Origin of the sequence: Flavobacterium frigidum (genome assembly GCF_048286735.1) — a bacterium.
GTDB lineage: Bacteria > Bacteroidota > Bacteroidia > Flavobacteriales > Flavobacteriaceae > Flavobacterium.
This window is the reverse complement of record NZ_JBLVPU010000005.1, coordinates 86225-110438: the sequence shown is the minus strand read 5'-3', so window position 1 is coordinate 110438 and position 24214 is coordinate 86225. Positions and strand designations below refer to the sequence as shown.

Below are 24214 nucleotides of genomic sequence, written 5' to 3'. Positions count from 1 at the left end.
GAATTAAAAATTAATGTTTAAACCCAATAAGTAGGTTCTAGGAATTGGATAAAAACCATAATCTATTCCACCTCCAATTGGGGCTCCGTTAGAGGCACCTGGATCGAAACCTTTGTATTTTGTGAACGTGTATAAGTTGTTTACACCGGCATATAAACGTATTTTGGTAATACCAACCTTTTCTGAATATTTAGGATTAAGTGCATAGCCTAATTGCATGTTTTGGATGCGTAAATAAGAAGCATCTTCAACAAAATAACTGGAGAAAGTAGAATTTCCTGAAGCACTTGTTGTAACTCTTGGGGTACTATTGGTGCTACCTTCACCCGTCCATCGATCTAACACATAATTTAAACGGTTAACATCTGTAAGGTTTCGTTCATAATTTCGAACCATATCATTGCCTACAGAAGCAAATGTGTAAATTGCAAAATCAAAGTTTTTATAATTCATTTGTAAATTGAAACCCATTGTAGCTTCAGGGATTGGATCTCCGATGTTAGTTCTATCACTTGAATTAATAAGACCATCTCCATTTACGTCTACAAAACGAAGATCACCAGGATTTGCCTCTGCACCCAAAGACAACTGTGAAGGATGTGCAGCCACTTCAGCCTGATTTTGGAAAATTCCATTAGTTTTTAAACCGTAAAAATATCCCATTGGATGTCCTACTTCCATCCTTGCAGGAGCTTGCTGGCCAACACTAAATGCACCACCTTCAATGTATCCAGTTCCGTTATTAACTTCTAAAACTTCATTTTTAAGAAAAGTAACATTGTACCCTACGCTCAGGGAAAAATTATCTGAAAATTTATTTTTATAATCGATTGCAAATTCCAGTCCTGAATTTCTGACAGTTCCTGCATTGATTGTTGGAGCACCAGCGCCAGGAGCTGCAGTCCCATTGATACCTGAAACAGGTATATTGGAGATTAATAAGTCCGCACGTGTATCGATGAAATAATCGGCTACTATCGAAACTTTATTTTGACTTAATTTCAAATCCAATCCTACATCAAACTTACGAGCTTCTTCCCATTTTAAATTAGCATTAGGAATTTGCCCCGTTGCTAATCCGTTGACTAAAGCCCCATCAAACACATAAGTAGCTTCGCCATTAAGCTGCGAACGGAAACCATTAGGTGGAATTTGATCATTCCCTAGCGTTCCATAACTACCTCTTAATTTCATAAAGTTTATCACTTTATCTGAGCCAAAAAATCCTTCATCTGACACAACCCAACCCGCGGTGAAGGATGGAAAATAACCCACTTTGTTACCGGGTCCAAATCTTGTCGAAGCATCACGGCGAATCATGGCAGAAAAAAGATACTTCCCTTTATAATCATATTGACCTCTTGCGAAGTAGGACAATCTTCGATCATCATAATTGTAAGAACCTGTTGGTGCCGTTTCAGAAATACCTCGTGTTAATGCAATATCTGCAAATTCCCAGGAATTATAGGGAACATCAAATCCAGTTGCAAATAATCCATTTCCGAATGTTTTAAATATCGTATTACCAATTGTAGCTACAACATTATGATTTTCAGCAATCTTCTTAGTATATGTTCCAAACAAATCAAAAGAGTAGTCATTATCATTGATAGCGCTTTGGGAAACTGAACTTCTCAAGACATCAAATACTTTATCGGAAGGATTTATCCAATACAAAATTTGCTTGGCAAACGATTTCGACTCGCTGTTTGAAGTATTAAAACCAATAGAACTTGAAATCGTAAAATCTTTGAAAACTTTGTAATCTAATCCAAAATTACCATTGATTTTCTTAAAGTTATAGTCATTATAAGTATTAGCGATTTGTGCCAATGGATTTATAATTTCAATTCCTAAACCAGTATTTGTAGGCACTTTTGTAAAATCACCATTCGCATCATAAGGAGTTAATGTTGCAGGCGTATTCAAAGCATTGAACAAAACAGAACCTAAACCACTTTCGTTTAATGATTTTCTATTAAAATACGTATAAATTACGTTTGTTTTTAATTTAAGTCTTTCAGTAACATCAGCACCAAGTGAAACCCTTGCCGTATTTCTCAAAAATCCAGATTTATCACGTCCAATAATTCCTTCTTGATCTAAATGCGAACCACTCACCGCGTAGGTAATTTTATCAGATCCACCAGAAAAAGAAATGTCATGATTGATAATAGGTACACTGGTACTAAAAACTTCATTTTGCCAATTTGTTCCTTTACCTAAACCAGAAACATTAGGAAATGGTATAGCATTGCCGCCATTTGCATAACTTTCATTTAACAATAAGGCGTATTCAGTAGCATTAAGCATTGGTAAAGTTCTTGACGTTTCCTGAAAACCGGAATATGTATTGTAACTTATTTTTGATTTGGAGTTTTTCTTTCCTGATTTAGTTGTGATAAGGATAATTCCGTTTGCACCAATTGTACCATATATAGCAGCTTGTGCATCTTTCAAAACAGTGATGGACTCAACATCATTTGGATTCAGTAATCCAAGTTCTCCAATATAGCCATCAATAATCGTTGTAGGTCTGTTTTCACCGTTAGTTGCAATACCTCTGATGCGAATATCCAAAGCGGCACCCGGAGCACCTGAAGTAGTTGTAACATTTACTCCGGAAACCGTTCCTTGAAGTGCCTGTTCAATTCTTACCGGTTTTAAAGCTTCAATTGTTTTGCTATCTACTACGGACACAGCACCAGTTACTTCCCGTTTTCTTTGAGTTCCGTAACCAATAACAACTACTTCGTCCAATACTTTCGAATCTTCAACTAACATAATAGAAAGTGCACTATTACTGGAGATTACTTTATACTCTAAATTTTTATATCCTAGGTACGTAAATACTAATGTTGCGCCAGAGGAAACCCCTTTAAGAGAAAAACGACCATCGTAATCGGTTGCGGTTCCATTAGTTGTATTTTTAACTTGAATATTTACTCCAGGTATTGGTAAACCTGAACCCGTTTCTTTGACAACTCCTCCTACATCAAATCCTTGGGCAAAACCAAAAGAGGATAGAAATAGAAAAAGGATTAGTAGATAGTTTGACTTCATAATTTATTTTTTTTGTGAATTATAAAATTAAACGGAACAACTAACAATAAATCAAAAAGAACCTCAACAAAAAACATACAATGCAAAAAATTAAGCATTTAATTTACAATAGTTAAAAAAGTATTGTATAATAAGACTAAAACAAACATTCCTAATCTTTACAAAAAATAAAAAAACCACAACAATAACGTTAATGTTGTGGCAATGTATAGTTAATTAGTGTAAAAACAGGAATACCTATACAGCTAAAATGTACTCAACAAGTCCTTGTTCGTGTGATAATTCCATTTTTTTACGCAAACGATATCTTTTAATTTCAACACTTCTAACAGATATATTGAGCAAAGGTGCTACTTCCTTCGATGAAAGGTTCAGTCTAAGGTAGGCGCATAATCTCAAATCATTTGGTGTTAAAGAAGGATGCGATGCTTTAATTTTTTTAAGAAAATCTTTATCGGCATTGTCAAAAGCTTCTTTGAAAACGCTCCAACTGTCCCCTTCGGTTATGTTTTTGTTAATGGTCGAAATTACAGATTTGATACTTCTATTACCATCATCCGGATTTTTCTTTAAATCAGCTTTGATGAATGCCAGTAACTCATTTTTACTATTTAAACTCATTGTAGAAACAGCTAATTCTCTATTTTTGGTATCCACATCAAGGGAAAGTTGTTCGTTTCGAATACGCATTAACTCTTGCTCGTTTTCAAGCTCCTTAATTTCTAATAAAAGGTTATTCTCTTCAATCAATTTTTCTTCTTGCTTTTGGTAATATCGCTTATAAGCCTTGTGAATGAATCGAGCCATTATTACAAATAAAATCAGATAAATAAGCAATGCAAAATAAGTTAGATACCACGGTTTTTCTACAGTAAAGGAATACACTGCTGTATCCTCCAATGTTGAATTTGCAAATTTAGCTCTTACTTTAAACGTGTAGTTTCCTGGCGGTAAATTCTTGAAGCTTACTGAATTTTTAGCGTTCCATTCACTCCAATCGTCCTGAAATCCCTCTAATAGATATTGAAATTCAGCATTGATGTATTTATTATATTCAGGAACTGTATACGTAATAGTAATATTATTTTCACTGTATTCAAAACTTCCATCTTCAGCAATAGAACGGTTCGCTGGACTTTCACTTAGTTTATTTGTTGTAATGCCCGCAATAGAAATATTTTGATTTTTAAAACTCAGTTCGTTAAGATTTAAAATATAATATCCATCAGTAGTACCTATTAGATAATTGGAATTTGAAATTTGTGTTATATTTTCGTACCCTAACATCGAGTTGGTCAAGGACGCTGGAATAGGAATAACATTTTGCTTTAATTGATTACTCAATTTACTTAAGGAAAAGTAATGAATGTAATTTTTTGAAAACAACCATATTTTATTCGAATTATCGACAATTAACTTCCCTGATGTATATTCATCTTTTTCAAAGACAGCACTTAAAATGACATCTTTACTAAATTCTTTTGATTTTTCATTTAGCTTAAAAATACCTTCTTTATATGCGTAATAAATGGTATTATTAAATTTTGTCAAACTCGCATTTTTACCTTTTTTTGGAATATTATATGTAATAAAAGGCTTTGTCTTAGTTAATTTATTATCTAACTCAAGTCTATACACCCCTTTGTATTCATGACTTACAAAAACATTTAAATTATTCATGATTTCAAAATATTTTGAAGAATAATCAAATCCAGCTATTTTATTTCTAAAAGTCCATTGATTATTTATTTTCGAAAGCACTGAAAGTCCATAATAATTCCCCTGAACTAGTAATCCTCTTTGATTAGGAACGGTCTCAAATTTCCAAGTTCCTGAAGCCGAAAATATATTTTTTGCAACGCCGTTTTCAATTACAAAAGTCCCCGAATCATGACCACAAAAAAGCGTTCCTTCCTGTTCAAACAAAGACCAAACCTGACCTTTGGTTCCAATTATAAACTTAAATTCATCAGAAGTTTGGTATTTTTTATAAAATAAACCTTGATTGGTTCCTACGTATAAATTGCCGTTGTAAAGTTTTGAGGTGTAAACAGTCCCCAAAATTCCCGTATCGTCAACAAAATTTTGAATGGGAGATTGTAGATTGATGCAGTTGATACCATTGTCTAATCCTACCCATAAGTTTTTATCTACATCTTCGTATAAGGAGAGCGCTGTATTATTGCTCAATCCTTTGTTTTGTGTAATGTGATATTTAATTTTTCCACTATTGCTCAAAATAAAAATCCCATCTGAAACTGTCCCTAATGCAAAACTGCCATCCGAAAGCAATTGACTGCTATAAACACTACTTGAGGCTAATTCAGTGTCAATTTCAGTACTGAATTTAGTCAAAACAGTTCCAATCAATTTGTAAAAACCATTTAGTTGGGTTTGAATTAAAAGCCCTTCATCGATACTAAAAATATTTACAATCTTATTGTTTTGCAAAACAGGATTGTTAGAAACTAGGCGTCCTTTGCCACTTTCAATTTCAAAAAGGCCTTCTTTGATACTTTGAAAATAGATCGCATTTTTGGTTCGGAACGACTTTGTAATATTATTTTTAGAAGCAATAATTTGAAAACCTCCCGTTTTAGTGTCATAAATATAAATGCGACTCAAGGATTGAAAAACAACCCATTGATCGTAATTCAATATGTTCCAAAATTGCTCATCGTCAAGAATTTTATTTTTAATAGTCTGACTCAGTGATGTATACTTTAATTTGCCGTTTGACTGTCGGATCCAAAAACCAAATTCCATATAGCAGCCTGTAAAAATTTTTTTTCCTATCACTTTTACAGATCTAACAATGGTTTCATTAGGGGACGGATACAATTCCCAATTAGACCCATTAAACTCTAATAATCCTTCATTATTGGCAAAGAAAACATACTGATTTGCATCTTGGGAAATCATCCAGTTCTGGTTGCCTGCTCCATAAGTTGTAGAAGCATATTTGACAATGGGCGGTAACTCTTGAGAAAAAGCACAGTAGGAAAATAAAAATAGTAAAAGATGTAGTTTTGCTTTCAAAGGAATCTTGATGTTAATTATTTCAAAAATAAACTTAAAAATAGCATTTATTTATGGGATAGAAAACATAAAAACTATACATATCCCAAAATCACTATTATTTGCAGTATTTAAAGATTATTTGTGACTTGTTGAATTCTTTTAGTCGGTTGAAAATTGATTACTTTTGTGAAAATTATTGTTTTATGCAAGTTGACCTTTCTACATTAGATCCTAAGAAAAATATCATCATAAAAGGCGCACAAGTACATAACCTAAAAAATGTAGATGTTGCTATACCCAGAAATAAATTAGTAGTGATTACAGGACTATCAGGTTCTGGAAAATCTAGTTTAGCTTTTGATACTTTGTATGCCGAAGGGCAACGCCGATATGTAGAAAGCTTGTCCTCCTATGCCCGACAATTTTTAGGACGTTTAGACAAACCGAAAGTAGAATACATTAAAGGAATTGCTCCAGCAATTGCTATTGAACAAAAAGTAAATACAACAAACGCGCGTTCTACAGTAGGAACATCGACCGAAATCTACGATTATATAAAGTTGCTTTTTGCTAGAATTGGACGTACCTATTCTCCCATATCAGATCGTGAAGTCAAAAAAAATACGGTTACAGATGTCATCAATGATGTAAAAAAGTTGGAACCAGAAAGCAAATGGCTCCTCCTCGCTCCTATTCATCTAGAAGAAGGACGAAAACTGGAAGACAAACTAAAAGTGCTTTTGCAACAAGGTTTTGCTCGAATATTAGTTAATAATGAAATGGTTCGTCTTGATGATTTACCGGATTCATTAGATACTAAAAATATCTATTTAATCGTAGACCGAATCGTTGTTAATCCATCAACTTCAGGAGAAGATGAATTTTATAATCGGTTGGCCGATGCCGTACAAACTGCTTTTTTTGAAGGTAAAGGCATTTGCCATTTGCAAGAACTAAACTCCGACAAAAAGCATTCATATTCTAATAATTTCGAGTTAGATGGAATTACATTTTTAGAACCCAACGTGCATTTGTTCAGCTTTAATAATCCGTACGGTGCCTGCCCTGTTTGCGAGGGCTATGGGAATATAATAGGAATTGATGCAGAATTAGTAGTCCCCAATACCACTTTATCCGTTTTTGAAAATGCCATTTTTCCTTGGAGAGGTGAGAGTATGAGCTGGTTTAGAGATGAGTTGGTCAACAAGGCTTACAAATTTGACTTCCCAATTCACAAGCCGTATTTCCAATTATCTGAGGATCAAAAAGAATTAATTTGGACTGGAAACAGTTATTTTCAAGGTTTGAATGATTTCTTTAAAGAGCTAGAAGAAAAGAATTATAAAATACAAAACAGAGTAATGCTTTCTCGCTACAGAGGGAAAACTAAATGTTACTCTTGTAAAGGCAAACGCCTAAGAATTGAAGCCTCGTATGTAAAAATCAATGCTAAGACGGTTTCTGATTTAGTTGATTTACCAATTAAACATTTGGTTACTTTTTTCGAAAATATTGAACTAGATGTTTATGAAAAACAAATAGCAAAACGATTGTTAGTCGAAATTAACAACCGCCTATCATTTTTAACCGAAGTAGGGCTCGATTATTTGACCTTAAACAGAAATTCGGCAACACTTTCTGGAGGGGAATCACAGCGTATCAATTTAGCGACTTCGCTAGGCAGTAGTTTGGTGGGATCTATGTATATTTTAGATGAACCTAGCATTGGTTTACACCCAAAAGATACAGAACGATTGATCAAAGTATTGCTCTCCCTGCGAGATTTAGGAAATACCGTTATTGTGGTCGAACATGATGAAGATATCATGAAAGCAGCCGATATGATTATTGATATTGGTCCTGAGGCAGGTACTCTAGGAGGGAATTTAGTTGCACAAGGAACTTATGACGAAATTCTAAAATCAACTTCGCTTACGGCAAAATATCTCAACGGTGACTTAGAAATTTCAGTTCCAAAAAAACGAAGAACTTTCAAGAATTTCATCGAAATAAAAGGCGCTAGGGAAAATAATCTACAAAATATAGATGTGACCTTTCCCTTGGATGTATTAACAGTAATCACAGGAGTTTCAGGAAGCGGAAAAAGTACGCTTGTTAAAAAGATACTTTTTCCAGCGATGCAAAAAAAGCTGGAGAATGTAGGAGAAAAAGCAGGGCAATTTAGCGAACTATCTGGTTCTTTTTTGCAAATCAAACACATTGAATACGTTGATCAAAATCCAATAGGAAGAAGTTCGCGTTCCAATCCGGTTACGTATATCAAAGCATACGATGACATTCGGGAATTATATGCTAAAGAAAAATTATCAAAAATAAGAGGCTATCAAGCCAAGCATTTTTCTTTTAATGTTGATGGTGGACGATGTGAAACTTGTAAAGGGGAGGGCTCCATAAATGTAGAAATGGTTTTTATGGCCGATGTGCAATTGCCATGTGAAACCTGTAGTGGAAAACGATTTAAGAAAGAAGTACTGGAAGTCGCTTTTGAAGGCAAGAACATTCACGATATACTCACGATGACGATAGATGATGCAATTGCATTTTTTATAGCTCATAAACAAGCTAAAATCACTCAAAAACTACAACCATTACAAGATGTTGGTTTGGGATATGTGCAATTAGGACAATCCTCCTCTACACTTTCAGGTGGAGAAGCACAACGTATAAAACTCGCTTCATTCCTGGTAAAAGGCGCGACAAAGGACAAAGCTTTATTTGTTTTTGATGAGCCTACAACAGGATTGCATTTTCATGATATCAAGAAATTATTAGCCTCATTTGATGCGCTTATAGAAAAAGGACATTCAATATTAGTTATTGAACACAACCTTGATTTGATCAAATGTGCAGACTGGGTGATTGACTTAGGCCCCGAAGGAGGCGAAAACGGTGGTAAATTATTGGCAGTAGGAACGCCCGAACAAATTGTAAAAATAAAAGATTCGGTAACTGGGAAATATTTAAAAGATAAATTATAAGATTTCTAATCGGTATAGCATTTTTCTTCAAACGTATTACCATCTTCATCAATGGCAATTACAATGTTTTTTTCTTTGGAGGAAACATAAGTTACATAAATCCAGCCAACTGACCATACTCCTAAAGTCATGCAACAAAGTAAAAAATTTAATCCATGATCGACCTCTTTCCTGCTTTTAGATAAAACTGCAAAAGGTAACGAATCATTTTTTTCTATAATTGTAAATCCATGATGAATTTTACTTGCAAGAATTGAGGTAAATTGTTGCAGACTTTCTTCGTTAACATACGTATTGCTTGTCATAATTATTAGAATAAATTACCTTAGCTATTATTTTTCTAAAAAATAGTTTGATAAAATTATATAATGCAAAAGTAAACGCTATATATAGTTTTCACAATACCCACTTTTAGTGATTTTTAATCTATTTAAATATCAAACAGCTAATCAGTATTACTATTAAAGTTCTTTACAAATGTATTTTCAAAGGACCTATTTATAGTTATACAATAATTAATTAAACTTACATTATTCACAGATAAGCAAGGCTAGTACGTAACTTTTTAGAATAGAAAACAGTATTTTTTTTTAAATAAATTCTTCAAATCCCTATTTGATATAGACGAGAAAAATTCCTTTTAAAAATTAGATTTAAGAAGTACTTAAGTAAAGATCAAAAATTATAGTTTGAGCTTCAATTTTTTCAAAACAACATCTAAAACTTGATTGATTTCGATTGAGATTACAAATTTGTAATTGATGTAAACATATAAAAGTGTAACCAAAATTGATTTGAAACCAATACTGATTATTGGGGTAAAAGGAAATTCCCAAAAATAAAAAGCAATAAATAATAAAAAAGTAACCACAAGAGAAGTTACCGTTTGTTTTGTAAATGGATACAAGTGCAAACGCTTTACCACAAAAAGTAATTTAGCCAAACTGTATATTGTAATCGATAATAAAGTAGCAAAAGCAGAACCAATAATACCATAAATAGGAATAAATATTGCATTCAGGACAACAGCTATGACAACTAAAAGCACTCCAAGAAACAAAACTGTTTTATAATATTTGGTATTAAAAATGATAGCATTATTATTGCCTAATATCAATTCAAAATATTTAGATAACCCAATCATGAATACAACCATTATTCCTTCTTTATAGTCATGCAATTGAGGCATATCGTACAATTTATTAATATTGACAAAAATACCCAACATAACCAAACCGCCCACAACTTGAAGATTAATGGATGTTTTTTTGTACAAATCATTTAACTCTTGCTGCTTATTTTCGTGCATTAATCGAGCTGTTATTGGATAAACGATTTGGTGCATGGCCCGACTGGGAACTGATATTACCAATGCGATGAATGTTGCTATCGAATAAAAAGCAATATTATCAATAACCATATATTGGTTAAGCATAATTTTATCTCCATCCAATAGTAAATTGGCAACACTACCAGACAGAATAATATAAAAAGTATACGTTAATATTTCTTTTGTATTTACTGGTATGACAAACTGAAAAGCGGGTTTTTGTATGCTAAATGCGTAGAACATTGTCACTAGTAATGCCAAAAAGTACAAACCGGCTGTTGCGAACACAAACCCTTCGACGGTGAGTATATCATAATAAACAGCAATTAATAATAACAATGAAAACAAGCGCAGCCCTACTTCTTTTATAAAATTACCAAAAACAGAGTGCATGTGAACCCGCAACCAAGCATAAAAAATTTCGAAATATGCCATACACAAACCAATAAAAGGTATTAGCCAGATAAAGCTTTTTACAATTGGGTTCTTTTTTGACAAGAAGAATAATATTTCATCGTAAAAGAAAAGTCCAATGATCAACATTGGAATTATTAACAATAAAGGGAATAAAACTGTAAAGGATAAAAAACGAGACTTTTCTTCCTCTGTCTGGTATTGAGAATAAAATTTAACTAGTGTATTTTGCATCCCAATTGCAAATAATGGCATGATCACATTTGCGCAAGAGGTAATGTAATTCGTTAATCCGTAAAAAGTAGCCCCAAGAAAAACAGGATACAAATAAATAGTATTTACACCACCAATTCCAAATCCAATATAGGTAATTACGGTATTCTTTAAGGACTGATTTAATACTATTCCCATTTTATTTTATTGCGAGGCACGAAGCAAACTCACTTTTAAATTATATTTTGTTAATTACTTCGACCAATTCTCTGGTAAGATTTTTTCTAGAATATTTTTGTAATCCAACTCCATTTGAATGCAATTTACCCTCCAAAAACTGCTTGTAAAAGTCCAAAATTACACTTTTAAGTTTCATTTTTTCTGAATAATCAAAAAATATACCCGTATTGGTCTCGGTTATGATTTCGGCAAAATCTGATCCATTGGGACCAATCGCAATTATCGGCCGGTTTGACACCATATATTCGAATAATTTTCCAGGGATAATGCTTTTGGTTTCAGGAGAATCAATTTCGATAAGCAACAAAACCTGTGATTTCCTTTGGTGCGCAATCGCCTCTGCATGCGAAACATAACCCATATTCTTCAAATAGGAATGTAACCCAACTTGAGTAATCGTCTGCAAAACTTCCTGGCTTACAGCACCAATTAATTTTATTTCTAAATGGGATTTAAAATCTGGAATTTCAGCAGTCAATTCAGCTAAACTTTCCCATAAAATTAAAGGATTTCTCTCTGAAAGAAAAGAACCAATATGCGCCAATGCAAATTTAGAATCTAACGGTTGTTTCGCCACTTCTTCCGTATCGTAGCCATTAGTTATGACCTCAATTGGTTTATTTGTAATCGCTTGAAATTCTGCTTTAGTGGTTTTACTTGTCACGATAATAGTATCCGCTGTATTCAAAACCTGATGCTCCAGTACTTTGTGCTTTTTATCCGAATAATGAGACAATCGTAAGGATTTATGATAGCCAATAGTCGTCCACGGATCTCTAAAATCGGCAAACCATTTCAAATCTAATTTTTGCTTTAATTCTAATCCAATAAGATGCAAACTATGAGGTGGTCCCGAAGTAACAATTGTGTCAATATTATTTTCAACAATGTATTTCTCCAAAAAAGCCACCGATGGTTTTACCCAAAAAACACGAGCATCCGGAATAAATAGATTGCCTCGAATCCAGAGTAACGTTTTATCAAGAAACCTTTGCTTTTTCTGATTGGGAATAATCCCGGAATTCATCTTTTTAGTTTTATTCTTGGAAAGAAATGAAGCTAATTGATACGGTTCAAATATCTTTTGTCTTAAAATAATGGCTTGCTCAGAAACGTCCTGAACTAGATTCTGATCCACAATAGGATACGTAGGATTCTCCGGAATATAAACGATTGGCTGAACGCCAAATTCAGGCAAGTACTTAACGAATTTTAACCAACGCTGCACACCCGGTCCGCCAGCGGGTGGCCAATAATAAGTAATAATAAGGATTTTTTTTGGGGCCAAAATAAGTTACGTGTTATTTAGTCATTACTACTATTAAAGACTCTTTACCAATAATAGTTAGGATTCTTCTTTAATGAATAGGGTTAAATATTTGAGAAATTACTTTTGGTCATGGACTTTAAATCTACCCTAAATAAGGTTACATTTCTATATAAACCCATTACAATTTTATAAAAAGCGGGGAAAGATGGGATTATTAGATAGTATTCAAAATTTTCAGGATTAAAGAGATAAATACCAACAAATACTCCAAGAGTTAAGCCTAAAAAAAAGATCAAAAACAATATCTGTTGAAACGATTTTAAACCGAAAAGTTCTTTCATGATTTTAATAAATATTTTTATTATTTAGTTTTTCCAACTCTTCAATATCTAACTGATCTTTTAATCTATTAACCGCTTTTTTTGCAATAATCAAATTATCGTAATCAATAAAAACTACTGGGATCCCATCTATATCAATGATATTTGCTTTTTCTAAAAGTGTTGCGAAAGGCTTATTTTCTAGACCTTTAACAGAAGTCATAATATCCAATCTAAAATTAATATTTAGGGTAAAATCTGTCCAACCCGGAAGGAATTGCATCGTTTTAATACTTTCAAAATTACCTAATCCCATTTGTTTAATTGCAATCCTTAAGTTTTCACGATTAGCAACCGTATCTTCAATAAAAATATCAATATCTCCTGTATTTCTTCCGTAGCCATAAATATTTACAGCAAAACCACCTATGGTTAGATAGTTTACGTTGTTTTCTGACAAGTACTTCCAAACATCTAGTATTTGTTTATGAATATTCATTTCAAATTATTTTGATGTTGGATATTTTTTTGCCAATTTTAAAACGTTAGAAAGTTCAATTATTGCAATGAGTTTTTCAAAACGTTGCTGATAGCTCAATTGTTTTACTTCTTCAATATATCTTTCCTCCTTAACTGCTGGATGTTCGTGATTTAATTTTACTTTACCCATTTCATTTCAAATTTAGAATCTATTCATAAATTTATTGGATTAAATTTACAAATAAATATTAGACAGCTAACGCGTTTTTCTTCCTTTCAAAATAAATTCCACCTACTAATGCTACTAACATTAAAATCGAACTAATCAGTGTAATCATTCCGCCCGTTTTTATTACTTGTGGTTCAAACTTGAATTCTATGTTGTGTTTCCCCGCGGGAATTTGCAAGCCTCTTAAAACATAATCCGCTCTAATATGCGCTACACTTTTACCGTCAATGTAAGCATTCCAGCCTTTTCCGTAATACATTTCAGAAAATATGGCTAATCCTTTTTTTGTGTTTTCCGATGTATATTTCAAATAATTAGGATTATATGTAGTTAAAGTTATAGTTGCTAAACTGTCTTTGGCGAAAGCCGTATTTTTTATTTGAAACTCTTTTTGATTTATTATTGCAACGTTTTTAGAATCTAAACTATCCAAGGCTTTCATCTCTTCATCAGCAGAATTTACCAATTTTACTTGGCTCACGAACCATGCGTTTCCATTCGCATCTGGATTAGCAACTGGAAATTCTCTACCTTCTTTGTCTTTTTGAATTAGATATTTAACATTGAGTAAATTAAGAACCTCAATGTTGTTTTTACTGATTTGGTAATCAATTAATTGTTGCACTCTTCTTGGACGAACAGCGCTGTAGCCACCAATAGATTTATGAAAATAAGAAGCTCTCGCTCCCATGATATCGCCAACTTCAAAAACACGGTAATTTGAAGTGTCTTTTAGTATTTCAGCATCTGCTGGCGACTCTTGAAAAGGAACCTCAACCTGACTACGACTTACAAAATCCTTTCCCGAAACATATTTTTTATCTACAAAAAACAAATCGGAAACCATCAAAAGTCCCACAATTAGTATTGCTGTGTTTTGAGCAAATCTTTCTTTTATTGACAACCATAATACCAATCCCGTTGCAAGGATAAAAAATCCTGAACGCAATAAATCAGCACTAAACAAACTCATTCGATCCAATTTTAAGGCATTGACAAAATCAGGACCATACATTTCCTGGTAACTCGCATCATTCCCACCAGTAAAACTGAACATGCTTTTGCACAAAAACAAAATCACAATAATACCTAAGCTTAAAATTACCGACTCATACAACGCTTTCCACTGTAATTTTTTGTCTAATTGAAAGTAAGACTGCAATCCCATAATAGCCAAAACAGGAAAACATAATTCAAGCACCACCTGAATCGAAGAAACGGCTCTGAATTTATCATACAAGGGAACGTAATCGATAAAGAAGTTCGTTAAAATAGGGAAATTTTTACCCCAAGATAACATTAAGGCTACAATCGAACCGGCAAGAAATACATATTTAATCTTTCGTTTATCAATAAACAAAGCTATAATCGCCAGAAAGAAAACTACAATTCCAATGTATGCAGGAGCAGCAACAATAGGTTGATCTCCCCAATAGGTTGGCATTCCAGACACAAAATCAGTTGCCTGATCCTCAGGAACTCCCTGCCCTATCATGAATTCATACATATTACTGTCTTTGCCAACTGCTTCATTATTTGAACCCCCAAAAAGTCGAGGTGCAATAAGATTGAAGCTTTCCATAACGCCATAACTGTACTCCGTAATATAGTCTTTTGACATGGATGAACTTGTCTCGTTTTTTGAACCGTTTGGATTGAATGTCAGTTCGCTTTTGCCACGAATACTAAAATCAGCATATTCAGTGGTAGCCATTAAATTGGCAGCATTGGCACCAATAGCTAAAATTCCAGCAGCTGCTAATATCCCAAAAGAAAACAACAGGGACTTATATTCCTTTTCTTTTATAAAATTATAACAAAAATAAACAGACAGAATCAATAGAAAAATCAGTAAGTAATACGTCATTTGGAAGTGATTCGCATTAATTTCTAATGCAGCCGCAAAAAGCGTAACTAATCCTCCCAGAATGTATTTTTTTTGAAATACCAGAATAAAACCAGCAATAACCAGTGGCATGTACGCAATAGCATGTGCCTTTGCATTATGACCCACACCAAGGATAATTATTAAATAGGTAGAAAAACCAAAGGCTATTGCCCCAAAAAATGCTTTTAATGGATCTATTTTTAACACCAACATCAATCCATAAAACCCAAGAAAATACAAGAATAAATAATCAGCAGGACGCGGTAAAAAACGTAACATATCATCTATTGCACCAATATAATCGTGTGGGTATTTCGCTCCCAATTGATAAGTAGGCATTCCACCAAATGCTGAATTTGTCCAGTAGGGTTCAAGATCGTTAGTTGCTCTAAAATCATTTTGTTCTTTGGCCATCCCCGTGTACTGAACAATATCCGATTGGAAAATTTGCTTTCCTTGCAATACAGGATAAAAATAAAGAATAGAAATTAGTACAAAACCCAATATGGCTGCCGCGTGTGGATAAAATTTATTTAATATTTTCAATGTAAAATGGTTTGAATTAGAGTAAATACAATGCTAAAAACGACAAACTTAATCTATTTCTTCGTAATCAACATAATCACCCACTTTTTTGGTTTCGCGAGGATTTTTGGCATTAGCCGTATTATAAAGCACCTCATCCTTTGTTTGTGTCTTTTTCCAGGAAGCATCTTGCGCCTGTTGTTGTTGCTTTTGCATATTTTCACCTGCTTTTTCAACTACTTTTTTTACCAATAATGGCAGAAACAGTTTTGCTAAAAATCTGAAAATATAATAGAAAGCAATCATGTAAAAAAGTACTTTTATAAAACCCGTAAATGATGCTATTTGCATATTAATATATTTTTTTTCAAAAATAATAAATCCATATTGAAACTTCGAGACAAAATTAAAATATCATTCTTAAATAAATGATAAAATATAGTACATTTGAAATGCGTTATTACTTTTCAACCCAAAAAAAATTACTATGTTTAAAATAAAAATCTTGCTGATCGCCTTTATTTTATTACAACCAAGTATTCATTATGGTCAACATACAGACGAAATAAACTCTAACAGACCTGGAGAAACCATGTCAGCTTACTCTGTAGGTAAATCAGTAATCCAAATAGAAACAGGCGTTTATGGCATCAAACAGAAACATAGTTTATTGAATTATAATTCAAATGGCTTTGGTATCGATGCCACTTTACGATGGGGTTTATTCCTAGAAAATCTAGAATTGATCGCCGATATTCAATACCAAAACGAGACCTACAATGAGTTGTTCAGCAGTACTAAAATTGCAGACTTCAAACAAACCGTTTTTGGAGCAAAATATTTAATCTATGATCCTTTTAAAAATTATGAAAAAAAAATAAATATTCATAGTTGGAAAGCCAATAGAAAATTCAGTTGGCGCCAATTAGTCCCAGCAGTTTCTGTGTTTGCAGGAGCTAATTTTACGATGGCGGAAAACCCGTATTCTTTTTCTCCAGAATCCAGCATATCACCAAAAATTATCTTGATAACTCAAAACCATTTGGGTGATGGAAAATGGGTTTTTGTAACAAATATCATTGCCGATTATGTTGGTACCGATTTTCCTAGTTATGGCTACGTACTAACATTAACTCGCGGGTTTAATGATAAATGGTCTGGATTTGTGGAAAATCAAGGGTTTAAAAGTGATTTTTATAGCGATGCAATTGTTCGTGGTGGTGCCGCTTATTTATTAAGCAAAGACATGCAAATTGACGCTTCAATTAGTACAAGCTTGAAAACAACGCCTTCTATAGTGTATGGAGGCTTTGGCTTTTCCTGGCGATATGATGCTAAGTACAAAGAAGTGAGAATAAACATTGACAATAACGATAAAAATACGGGGTCTAAAGCAGAAAAAAGAGCCAAAAAGACAAAAAAAGGATAATGATTACAATAAAAGAAGCCGTTACCAAAAGTGAATTAACAGATTATATTAAGTTTCCATTCACACTATATAAAAATAATAAGTATTGGGTACCACCCATTATTGTTGATGAGCTGGAAACCTTTGATAAAACCAAAAATCCGGCTTTTGAAAATGCCGAAGCCTATTTTTACATCGCATACAAAAACAATGAAATTGTTGGTCGGATTGCAGCGATTATTAATTGGGGTGAGGTAAATGATCAAAAAAAACGCAAAACTCGTTTTGGTTGGTTTGATGTAATTGACGATATTGAAGTAACAAAAGCACTACTGGGAAAAGTATACGAACTAGGACGAAAAAATAATTTAGACCATGTTGAAGGCCCTATGGGTTTTTCAAATTTAGATAAAGTAGGAGTCCTAACAGAAGGTTTTGAGGAAATTGGAACCATGATTACGTGGTACAATCATCCGTATTATGCCCGCCATTTTGAGCAATTGGGATTTAATGTTGAAAAAGAATATTTAGAGAGTAAATTCCCTTTTGAAAACGTAAAACTGGAGTTTTTTGAAAAAGCAAACGACTTGGTAAAAAGAAGGTATCAATTAAATCCGCTCAATTTTAAAACTACCAAAGAAGTAATGCCCCACGTTGATAAAATGTTTGATTTATTTAACAAATCATACGCCTCATTATCCTCGTTTGTAGCGATCACCGATACTCAAAAAGAATATTTTAAGAAAAAATACATCAGCTTTATCAATCCTGAATTCATAAAGTTTGTTGAAGATAAAGACCATAATATTGTTGCGTTTAGTATTGTAATGCCTGATTTTGCTCAAGCTTTACAAAAATCCAAAGGTAAATTGTTTCCTTTCGGATTTATACATTTGCTAAAAGCAAAAAGACAAAGTAAAAATGTACTTTTTTACCTTATTGGTGTATTGCCCGAATACCAGAACAAAGCTGTAACCGCAGTCCTTTTTAAAGAGTGTTACGAAACATTTAAAGAAAAAGGCATACTCAACTGTTATAGAACACCAGAATTAGCAAACAATCTGGCTATTCAAAATTTATGGAAACATTTTAATCCTCTTGTTCACAAAAGAAGATGTACTTTCATCAAGAGTTTATAAAAAATACGGTTTAAGAAATTCTAGTCTCAAATGATTTTGAATTTATTATAAATCATACTTATTAGGTTTTTCTATTTAAAACTTATAAAAAATCGTTACCAATAAATTTTGAGGCCATATGAAAAAAGTTGTCTCACTCAAAATAAATTCTGTATTGTTTTGAATACTATATTTGTCTCTATTCAAGATATTAGACCACTTTAATTCATATGTAAATTTAAACTTTGGATTTTTATAATTTAAAAAGGCATCTAAATAATGGTTTGTATTCTTGTTAAGATTTCTAAACTGTATAAACTCGTTTGAAAGTCTAAGCGAAAATTTTTCTGTAAAATTAACGTCAAAGTTGTTTTTACTAGAATGAAAAATCACTTGGTTTTTAAACCCTGTGTTTTTATTTTTATTGGTGTTTTTTTGAAAAGAATATTCGGAGATAAAACCTATAGTTTTAAAAAATTTAGGGTTAAAGTTTAATCGAATTTCTTGATTTTTGTTTTCAAAAGGAATTAAAATATTATTATTAAGCTGATTTTGAGCAACTACATTGTAGTTAATATTTATTTTAAAATTTGATTTTAATCTAAAAAAGTACTTCGAAATGCCAAGAGAAACTTTTGTTTTTTTGCTATAGTTTTCAAATAAAATATATTCAAATCTATTTGATGCCGAAGAAAAAATATTGGATCCTATAAAATTTGCTCGATTAAAAGTTTTTTCAAAATCTAAATTTATAAAAAGAAGTTTAGATGTGCGCTGCAAAACAAGTCTTGAAGCTATTTTATGACTATCCGTTTGAAAACAATCTAATTGATTTCTGTAAAAACTTCGAAAATTTTGCAAATAATAATTATCATAATTATCAAGAACATTTCTCGGAACATTATTAAAAGAATATTCGATATTGAACATGTTTTCTCTACCAAATTTTTGTTCCACTTCGGTTTGAAATACCTTTGAGAATACATTTTTGTTACTTAACGAAATGAAGTTATAAAAAGTTGGTGCAAAAGACGATTCCCATTTAAGTTGTTCTTTTTTTAAAGTTATTCTTGCTAAAACAGATGTTTTACTAAATATGGTTTTGTTTTGATTGAAATATTCTGGTAACACTGTTACTTCACCACTGTTTTGAGTAAGTGATAAGTCTGTATTGTTGTCCCTATTCGAGAGTATATTTGAAAATTCTGATTGGAATTTCCATAAATTTTTAGTGTAACTAAAATTTGCCGCATTTTTAAAAAAGAAAATTCTATTATTAATAATTTGATTTGTAGTAAGATAGTTTACATTATTGTTTAATAGATTTGGGAAAAGACCTTTTTTCTGATTAATTCGTCTTTAAGACTTCCAACATATAAATATGAATTTAAATTAAAAAGCGTATTTACTATTGTTTTTATAACATTAAATATATTTGTAAACTGGAACAAATGGTTCTTAAGATCTTGAGTGTTACTTGCATTGTTTAGTTCAGAATAACTTTTCTCCTTGTAAAATTCTACTTTGAAATCGTTAGTCCAATAAATAGTATTTGTGTTTTTTCTAACAGTACTATTTTGAATAAAGTAATTGCCTTTTTTTGAAAAAATATTATTTTCAACATAACCAATTGCTGTATCAACATTATTGAAAGTTGTCGTATTATTTACTTGATATGGGTTAAAATCATTATAAAAAATAGAATTAGTTTTAAAATCCACATCATTATTCAATTTAAAGGATGTATTTGTACTAGCTGCAAATATTCTATTTTCAAATCTATTTTTACTCAACGGAGGCAATGAGGTATTGGATGCTGAGAGTATATTTTCTCTGAAATTTAAATCAAACTTAGTAAAAAGATCACTAAATTCTGTACTAGCAAACATAGCATTAAGATCTTGTCCTACATTATTGAATTTCAATATATTAACGACCTTTATTTTTTTGGAAATAAGCGTATTGAAGTAATTCATTTTGTAAAGATTCGAAATACCTAGTCCTAAATCTAAATTATGAATCCACGTATTTTTATAGTCTGATTTTAATTTGATGTTAAGAGCTGCATTTTTTGGAATTACCTTTCCTTGTAATAATTTAATAGGTTGATTATTTTCGAGTATTTGTATTTCGTCAATAATCTCCGTGTTAAAATTTTGTGTTGCAATTTTATAATTTTTAGATAAAATATCATCACCCTCGATATAAAAATTAGACAATGACATACCTTGGTACTTGATGGTTCCACTACCATCAATTTCTAATCCGGGTATAATTCTTAAAGCATCTTCTAATTTACGATCGTTAAGATTAGCAAAATCTTTCAATTTATACTTAATGGAATCACCTTGTTTACGAACAAGAAGATCTCTTTTTACAACAACTTCATCTAAAATTCTTGGCTTTTCGGAGAGTTTGAATTCATAAAAAAGTTGAGTCTGAAGTAGTGGCAAAGTACTAGTTTCGTAACGTAAGCTTTTTACAAGAATTTCATGATTTGTAAAAAAGTTTTTTTGAATTTCAAAACTAAAAACACCTTTTTCATTAGTTTTTGTAAACTTTTTTATAGTGCTATTATCTTTTTAAACAATGTATAAAAAAACATCGTTCGCTGGTATGTCTAAGTAACTAACTTTACCAGTTATCGTAACATTTTGTGCAAAAGTTACACTAAAAAAAAATAAAAAAAAGATAAAGAATAAACTATAAAACAATTTCATTATCAACTGATTATTGTAATTCAATTGGATTATTTATTTTCTTCTTAATTTTTGGAACTGGTGCATATTGTTCTCCATTTTTGGTCACCGTAAAATTAGTATTAATTTGACTCGTATAGTTATCATTAATTTCAGCCAATTTTTCTTTGGTAACCTCTTCATAATATAATGGTTCTTCAATTATATTGTCAACTTGTGCAGTACTGATTTTTATAGCGCTAAATTCTACATCTCCCGTTTTATCAACAACAGACAAAATGGCTCCAGGTAAACCATTAAATTTCCATGGACCAAATGATACAGGAATATCAGAAGTAAACCAAGCTTCATAATCTCTCCCTCTAAAAGTAGTGATTGCTTTTTGACAACTATAGTTTAAAATTTGTTTTTTATCTTCTAGAATAGTCCAATCTTGTAGTATAGTATCTTTTACTAAATAGCTACTATTTTTATACTCAAATGAGTTATAAATTTGTTTTTGTAAATTTATAATTATAAAATCATTGGGTTTAATTTGATTTTTTTCATTTTTAAATTCAGGATTTTGATCACCCAATTGCTTCGCAATTTCAAGACTTCTATTATACTTGTTAAGATCAAAAGCGAAAGTTTTGCTTGGCGTAAAAAACATTCTAAACTGTGCTTTTCTAATTTTAGCTTTATCAACTAGATCTACTTTATGAATGTATTGATAATCAATATAACCATCCGCTTTCTGAGAAAAAATAAGGTTTGAAAATAAAAAAATGAACAAATATTTCATGAAAATAAAATTAAAAAGGCTATATTGAATTATATGACGGCCTAATGTTAAAAGCAATATTAAATTGAATTTGATAAACTCAAATGTAGCAACTACTAAATTTCATTTACTTATTTCAGTCAATCACTAGCTGGATCGGATCCACAGGTATTCATTTACTCATCTGCAATAAGTGCTAGTGTAACAGTCGTAGTATTACATGTCCCGGTACAAGTCCATGAATTTCAACTATTGCTCACAATCTACTTTTGCTAGTACGACACCATCGCCAAATTTTAACGTTTGTAGGTCTTTGTAAGTTACTTTCCCATTGGAATCAGTAGTTATGTCTCCGAAACCTTCCACATACGTATTTCCTTTTTTTACAAACACAACTTGGCGTAAAGAAGAAACTCCCTCCGACATAAAAGTGTAATCGGCAATAAGTGTATCGCCTTGCAGTTTTCCTATTACAGTGCCATCATTTTTATCTTTTTCGAAAAATCGATAACACAAGTTCCCTACAACTGATAAATCTTTATCGATTTTCAAATCCATCGTGACTGTATCTTTACTCTTAATCGAAGAATAGCATTCTGATTTTGCTTCTGCAACCACTTCTTCAGGCACCGGTAGACTCGCATCTTTTTCTTTTTTACAGGAAATAAATAAACTCACAAAAACGAATGCTACTATTACTTTTTTCATAATTTTAAAATTTAAGTTATTGAAATATAAGATTAATTTTTGAATTAACACAAAAAAATCCACCAACTTATGTTGATGGATAGTGTTTAATTCTAATGAAATATAGTAAAACTAGGCGTCTAAATCAACCGTTGTTCTGCTTGCTATTTCTTTATAAGTACCATTTTCTAATTTTTCACGAATTGCTTCAAAAGCTGTAAGTGTTTCATCTACATCGGATAAAGTATGTGATGTAGTAGGAATCATTCTCAATAAAATAATACCTTTTGGAATTACAGGATAAATTACTATCGACAAGAAAATACCGTAATTTTCTCTTAAATCATTTACCATAATCATTGCTTCTGGCACACTTCCTTCAAGATAAACTGGCGTAACACAAGTATTGGTATCCCCAATATTAAAGTTACGCTCTCTTAATCCGTTTTGTAGTGCATTTACATTTTCCCACAATTTATCTTTTAATTCTGGGTGATTACGCAACAACTCCAAACGTTTTAATGAACCAATAGTTTGAATCATCGGTAAAGCTTTGGCAAACATTTGAGAACGTAAATTGTATTTCAAATAGTCAATAATATCTTTATCAGCAGCTACAAAAGCACCAATATTAGCCATAGACTTTGCAAAAGTAGAAAAATATACATCAATACCATCTTGACAATCTTGCTCTTCTCCTGCTCCAGCTCCTGTTTTTCCTAAGGTTCCAAAACCGTGTGCATCATCAACTAGCAAACGGAAATTGTACTTTTCTTTTAAAGCAACTATTTCTTTAAGTTTACCCTGTTGTCCGCGCATACCAAAAACACCTTCGGTAATAAACAAAATCCCACCACCTGTTTCAATAGCCATTTTTGTAGCACGTTGCAGATTTTTTTCCATACTTTCAAGATCATTGTGCTTGTAAGTATATCTTTTTCCGCTATGTAAACGCACTCCATCAATGATGCAAGCATGGGCATCAACATCATAAACAATTATGTCATTTCGCGTTACTAATGCATCAATAGTGGACATAATTCCTTGGTATCCAAAATTCAATAAATACGCTGATTCTTTCATTACAAAAGCAGCCAATTCATTCTCTAATTGCTCATGATATTTAGTATGTCCGCTCATCATTCGCGCTCCCATTGGGTAAGCAGCTCCATATTGAATAGCTGCATCAGTATCTGCTTGACGCACTTCTGGATGATTAGCTAGACCTAAATAGTCATTCAAACTCCAATTCAAAATATCTTTTCCACCAAACTGCATTCTTGGTCCCAACTCACCTTCTAATTTTGGAAAAACAAAATACCCTTCAGCTTGTGAAGCCCATTTCCCCAAAGGACCTTTATTGTTTTGAATTCTCTCGAATAAATCTTTTACCATCTAAATTATACTTTTTACAATTTGCAAAATTAATAATTCCTATCTTAATATGATACAAATTTGAAATTATTTTTTGGAGCTTTTTCCCGCTGTCATTCCAAAAGTTTTTTGGTGAAAAAAAAATCACCAGAAAACGTTTTTCCCTTCCATCA

At 32.0% G+C, this 24214-nt stretch carries 17 protein-coding genes; 3 read left to right on the top strand and 14 right to left on the bottom strand.

The window, feature by feature from the left end; translation table 11 throughout:
• Positions 1-3: 3 nt before the first annotated feature.
• The gene (locus tag ACNQGO_RS04825) at positions 4-3063 is read right to left on the bottom strand and encodes a SusC/RagA family TonB-linked outer membrane protein (protein ID WP_417984465.1); all 3060 of its coding nucleotides are present in this window, start codon (positions 3061-3063) and stop codon (positions 4-6) included.
• Positions 3064-3300: 237 nt separating this feature from the next.
• The gene (locus ACNQGO_RS04820) at positions 3301-6102 is read right to left on the bottom strand and encodes a helix-turn-helix and ligand-binding sensor domain-containing protein (RefSeq protein WP_417984463.1); all 2802 of its coding nucleotides are present in this window, start codon (positions 6100-6102) and stop codon (positions 3301-3303) included.
• 185 nt (positions 6103-6287) lie between these two features.
• On the opposite strand from ACNQGO_RS04820, the gene uvrA reads away from it, so the two are divergent.
• Positions 6288-9083 (top strand): excinuclease ABC subunit UvrA, encoded by a 2796-nt coding sequence (gene uvrA, locus ACNQGO_RS04815; protein WP_417984461.1) that lies wholly within the window; start codon positions 6288-6290, stop codon positions 9081-9083.
• A gap of 5 nt (positions 9084-9088) precedes the next feature.
• On the opposite strand, the gene ACNQGO_RS04810 is transcribed toward uvrA, so the two are convergent.
• The 7 genes from ACNQGO_RS04810 to ACNQGO_RS04780 form a co-directional block, all read right to left on the bottom strand.
• Positions 9089-9388 carry a hypothetical protein gene (locus ACNQGO_RS04810; protein WP_417943457.1) on the bottom strand — a complete coding sequence of 100 codons (300 nt, stop codon included), beginning with the start codon at positions 9386-9388 and terminating at the stop codon, positions 9089-9091.
• A gap of 377 nt (positions 9389-9765) precedes the next feature.
• Positions 9766-11238 carry an oligosaccharide flippase family protein gene (locus tag ACNQGO_RS04805; RefSeq protein ID WP_417968675.1) on the bottom strand — a complete coding sequence of 491 codons (1473 nt, stop codon included), beginning with the start codon at positions 11236-11238 and terminating at the stop codon, positions 9766-9768.
• A gap of 40 nt (positions 11239-11278) precedes the next feature.
• A complete protein-coding gene (locus tag ACNQGO_RS04800) occupies positions 11279-12568 on the bottom strand; it encodes a glycosyltransferase family 4 protein (protein WP_417984459.1) in 1290 nt (429 codons plus the stop codon).
• 327 nt (positions 12569-12895) lie between these two features.
• Positions 12896-13369 carry a nucleotidyltransferase gene (locus tag ACNQGO_RS04795; RefSeq protein WP_417948087.1) on the bottom strand — a complete coding sequence of 158 codons (474 nt, stop codon included), beginning with the start codon at positions 13367-13369 and terminating at the stop codon, positions 12896-12898.
• A 6-nt stretch (positions 13370-13375) separates the two neighbouring features.
• The gene (locus ACNQGO_RS04790; protein WP_309755303.1) at positions 13376-13540 is read right to left on the bottom strand and encodes a hypothetical protein; all 165 of its coding nucleotides are present in this window, start codon (positions 13538-13540) and stop codon (positions 13376-13378) included.
• A gap of 58 nt (positions 13541-13598) precedes the next feature.
• Positions 13599-16013 carry a YfhO family protein gene (locus ACNQGO_RS04785; RefSeq protein WP_417984457.1) on the bottom strand — a complete coding sequence of 805 codons (2415 nt, stop codon included), beginning with the start codon at positions 16011-16013 and terminating at the stop codon, positions 13599-13601.
• A 48-nt stretch (positions 16014-16061) separates the two neighbouring features.
• Positions 16062-16343 carry a DUF4834 family protein gene (locus ACNQGO_RS04780; protein WP_417984455.1) on the bottom strand — a complete coding sequence of 94 codons (282 nt, stop codon included), beginning with the start codon at positions 16341-16343 and terminating at the stop codon, positions 16062-16064.
• 136 nt (positions 16344-16479) lie between these two features.
• On the opposite strand from ACNQGO_RS04780, the gene ACNQGO_RS04775 reads away from it, so the two are divergent.
• Together ACNQGO_RS04775 and ACNQGO_RS04770 are read left to right on the top strand one after the other, a co-directional pair.
• The gene (locus tag ACNQGO_RS04775; RefSeq protein ID WP_417984453.1) at positions 16480-17421 is read left to right on the top strand and encodes a transporter; all 942 of its coding nucleotides are present in this window, start codon (positions 16480-16482) and stop codon (positions 17419-17421) included.
• Positions 17421-18539 carry a GTP cyclohydrolase gene (locus ACNQGO_RS04770; protein WP_417984451.1) on the top strand — a complete coding sequence of 373 codons (1119 nt, stop codon included), beginning with the start codon at positions 17421-17423 and terminating at the stop codon, positions 18537-18539. The genes ACNQGO_RS04775 and ACNQGO_RS04770 overlap by 1 nt, the downstream gene beginning before the upstream one ends.
• Positions 18540-18614: 75 nt before the next feature.
• On the opposite strand, the gene ACNQGO_RS04765 is transcribed toward ACNQGO_RS04770, so the two are convergent.
• From ACNQGO_RS04765 to ACNQGO_RS04745, 5 genes are all read right to left on the bottom strand, one after another.
• Positions 18615-19649 (bottom strand): hypothetical protein, encoded by a 1035-nt coding sequence (locus ACNQGO_RS04765; protein WP_417984449.1) that lies wholly within the window; start codon positions 19647-19649, stop codon positions 18615-18617.
• Positions 19650-19834: 185 nt separating this feature from the next.
• Positions 19835-20971, bottom strand: a complete 1137-nt coding sequence (locus ACNQGO_RS04760; RefSeq protein ID WP_417984447.1) for a hypothetical protein — start codon at positions 20969-20971, stop codon at positions 19835-19837.
• A 277-nt stretch (positions 20972-21248) separates the two neighbouring features.
• On the bottom strand, positions 21249-22001 hold the full coding sequence (locus ACNQGO_RS04755; RefSeq protein ID WP_417984445.1) for a GLPGLI family protein: 753 nt from the start codon (positions 21999-22001) through the stop codon (positions 21249-21251).
• Between the two features lie 228 nt (positions 22002-22229).
• The gene (locus ACNQGO_RS04750) at positions 22230-22688 is read right to left on the bottom strand and encodes a hypothetical protein (protein WP_417948162.1); all 459 of its coding nucleotides are present in this window, start codon (positions 22686-22688) and stop codon (positions 22230-22232) included.
• 111 nt (positions 22689-22799) lie between these two features.
• Positions 22800-24062, bottom strand: a complete 1263-nt coding sequence (locus ACNQGO_RS04745; RefSeq protein ID WP_417979024.1) for a cysteate-C-fatty acyltransferase — start codon at positions 24060-24062, stop codon at positions 22800-22802.
• Between the last annotated feature and the right edge of the window lie 152 nt (positions 24063-24214).

Coding starts and splice junctions, on each gene's coding strand:
- ACNQGO_RS04810 (WP_417943457.1), bottom strand. CDS start 9,388: ATGACAAGCAATACGTATGTTAACGAAGAAAGTCTGCAACAATTTACC.
- ACNQGO_RS04750 (WP_417948162.1), bottom strand. CDS start 22,688: ATGAAAAAAGTAATAGTAGCATTCGTTTTTGTGAGTTTATTTATTTCC.
- ACNQGO_RS04775 (WP_417984453.1), top strand. CDS start 16,480: ATGTTTAAAATAAAAATCTTGCTGATCGCCTTTATTTTATTACAACCA.
- ACNQGO_RS04755 (WP_417984445.1), bottom strand. CDS start 22,001: ATGAAATATTTGTTCATTTTTTTATTTTCAAACCTTATTTTTTCTCAG.
- uvrA (WP_417984461.1), top strand. CDS start 6,288: ATGCAAGTTGACCTTTCTACATTAGATCCTAAGAAAAATATCATCATA.
- ACNQGO_RS04790 (WP_309755303.1), bottom strand. CDS start 13,540: ATGGGTAAAGTAAAATTAAATCACGAACATCCAGCAGTTAAGGAGGAA.
- ACNQGO_RS04795 (WP_417948087.1), bottom strand. CDS start 13,369: ATGAATATTCATAAACAAATACTAGATGTTTGGAAGTACTTGTCAGAA.
- ACNQGO_RS04825 (WP_417984465.1), bottom strand. CDS start 3,063: ATGAAGTCAAACTATCTACTAATCCTTTTTCTATTTCTATCCTCTTTT.
- ACNQGO_RS04745 (WP_417979024.1), bottom strand. CDS start 24,062: ATGGTAAAAGATTTATTCGAGAGAATTCAAAACAATAAAGGTCCTTTG.
- ACNQGO_RS04805 (WP_417968675.1), bottom strand. CDS start 11,238: ATGGGAATAGTATTAAATCAGTCCTTAAAGAATACCGTAATTACCTAT.
- ACNQGO_RS04770 (WP_417984451.1), top strand. CDS start 17,421: ATGATTACAATAAAAGAAGCCGTTACCAAAAGTGAATTAACAGATTAT.
- ACNQGO_RS04780 (WP_417984455.1), bottom strand. CDS start 16,343: ATGCAAATAGCATCATTTACGGGTTTTATAAAAGTACTTTTTTACATG.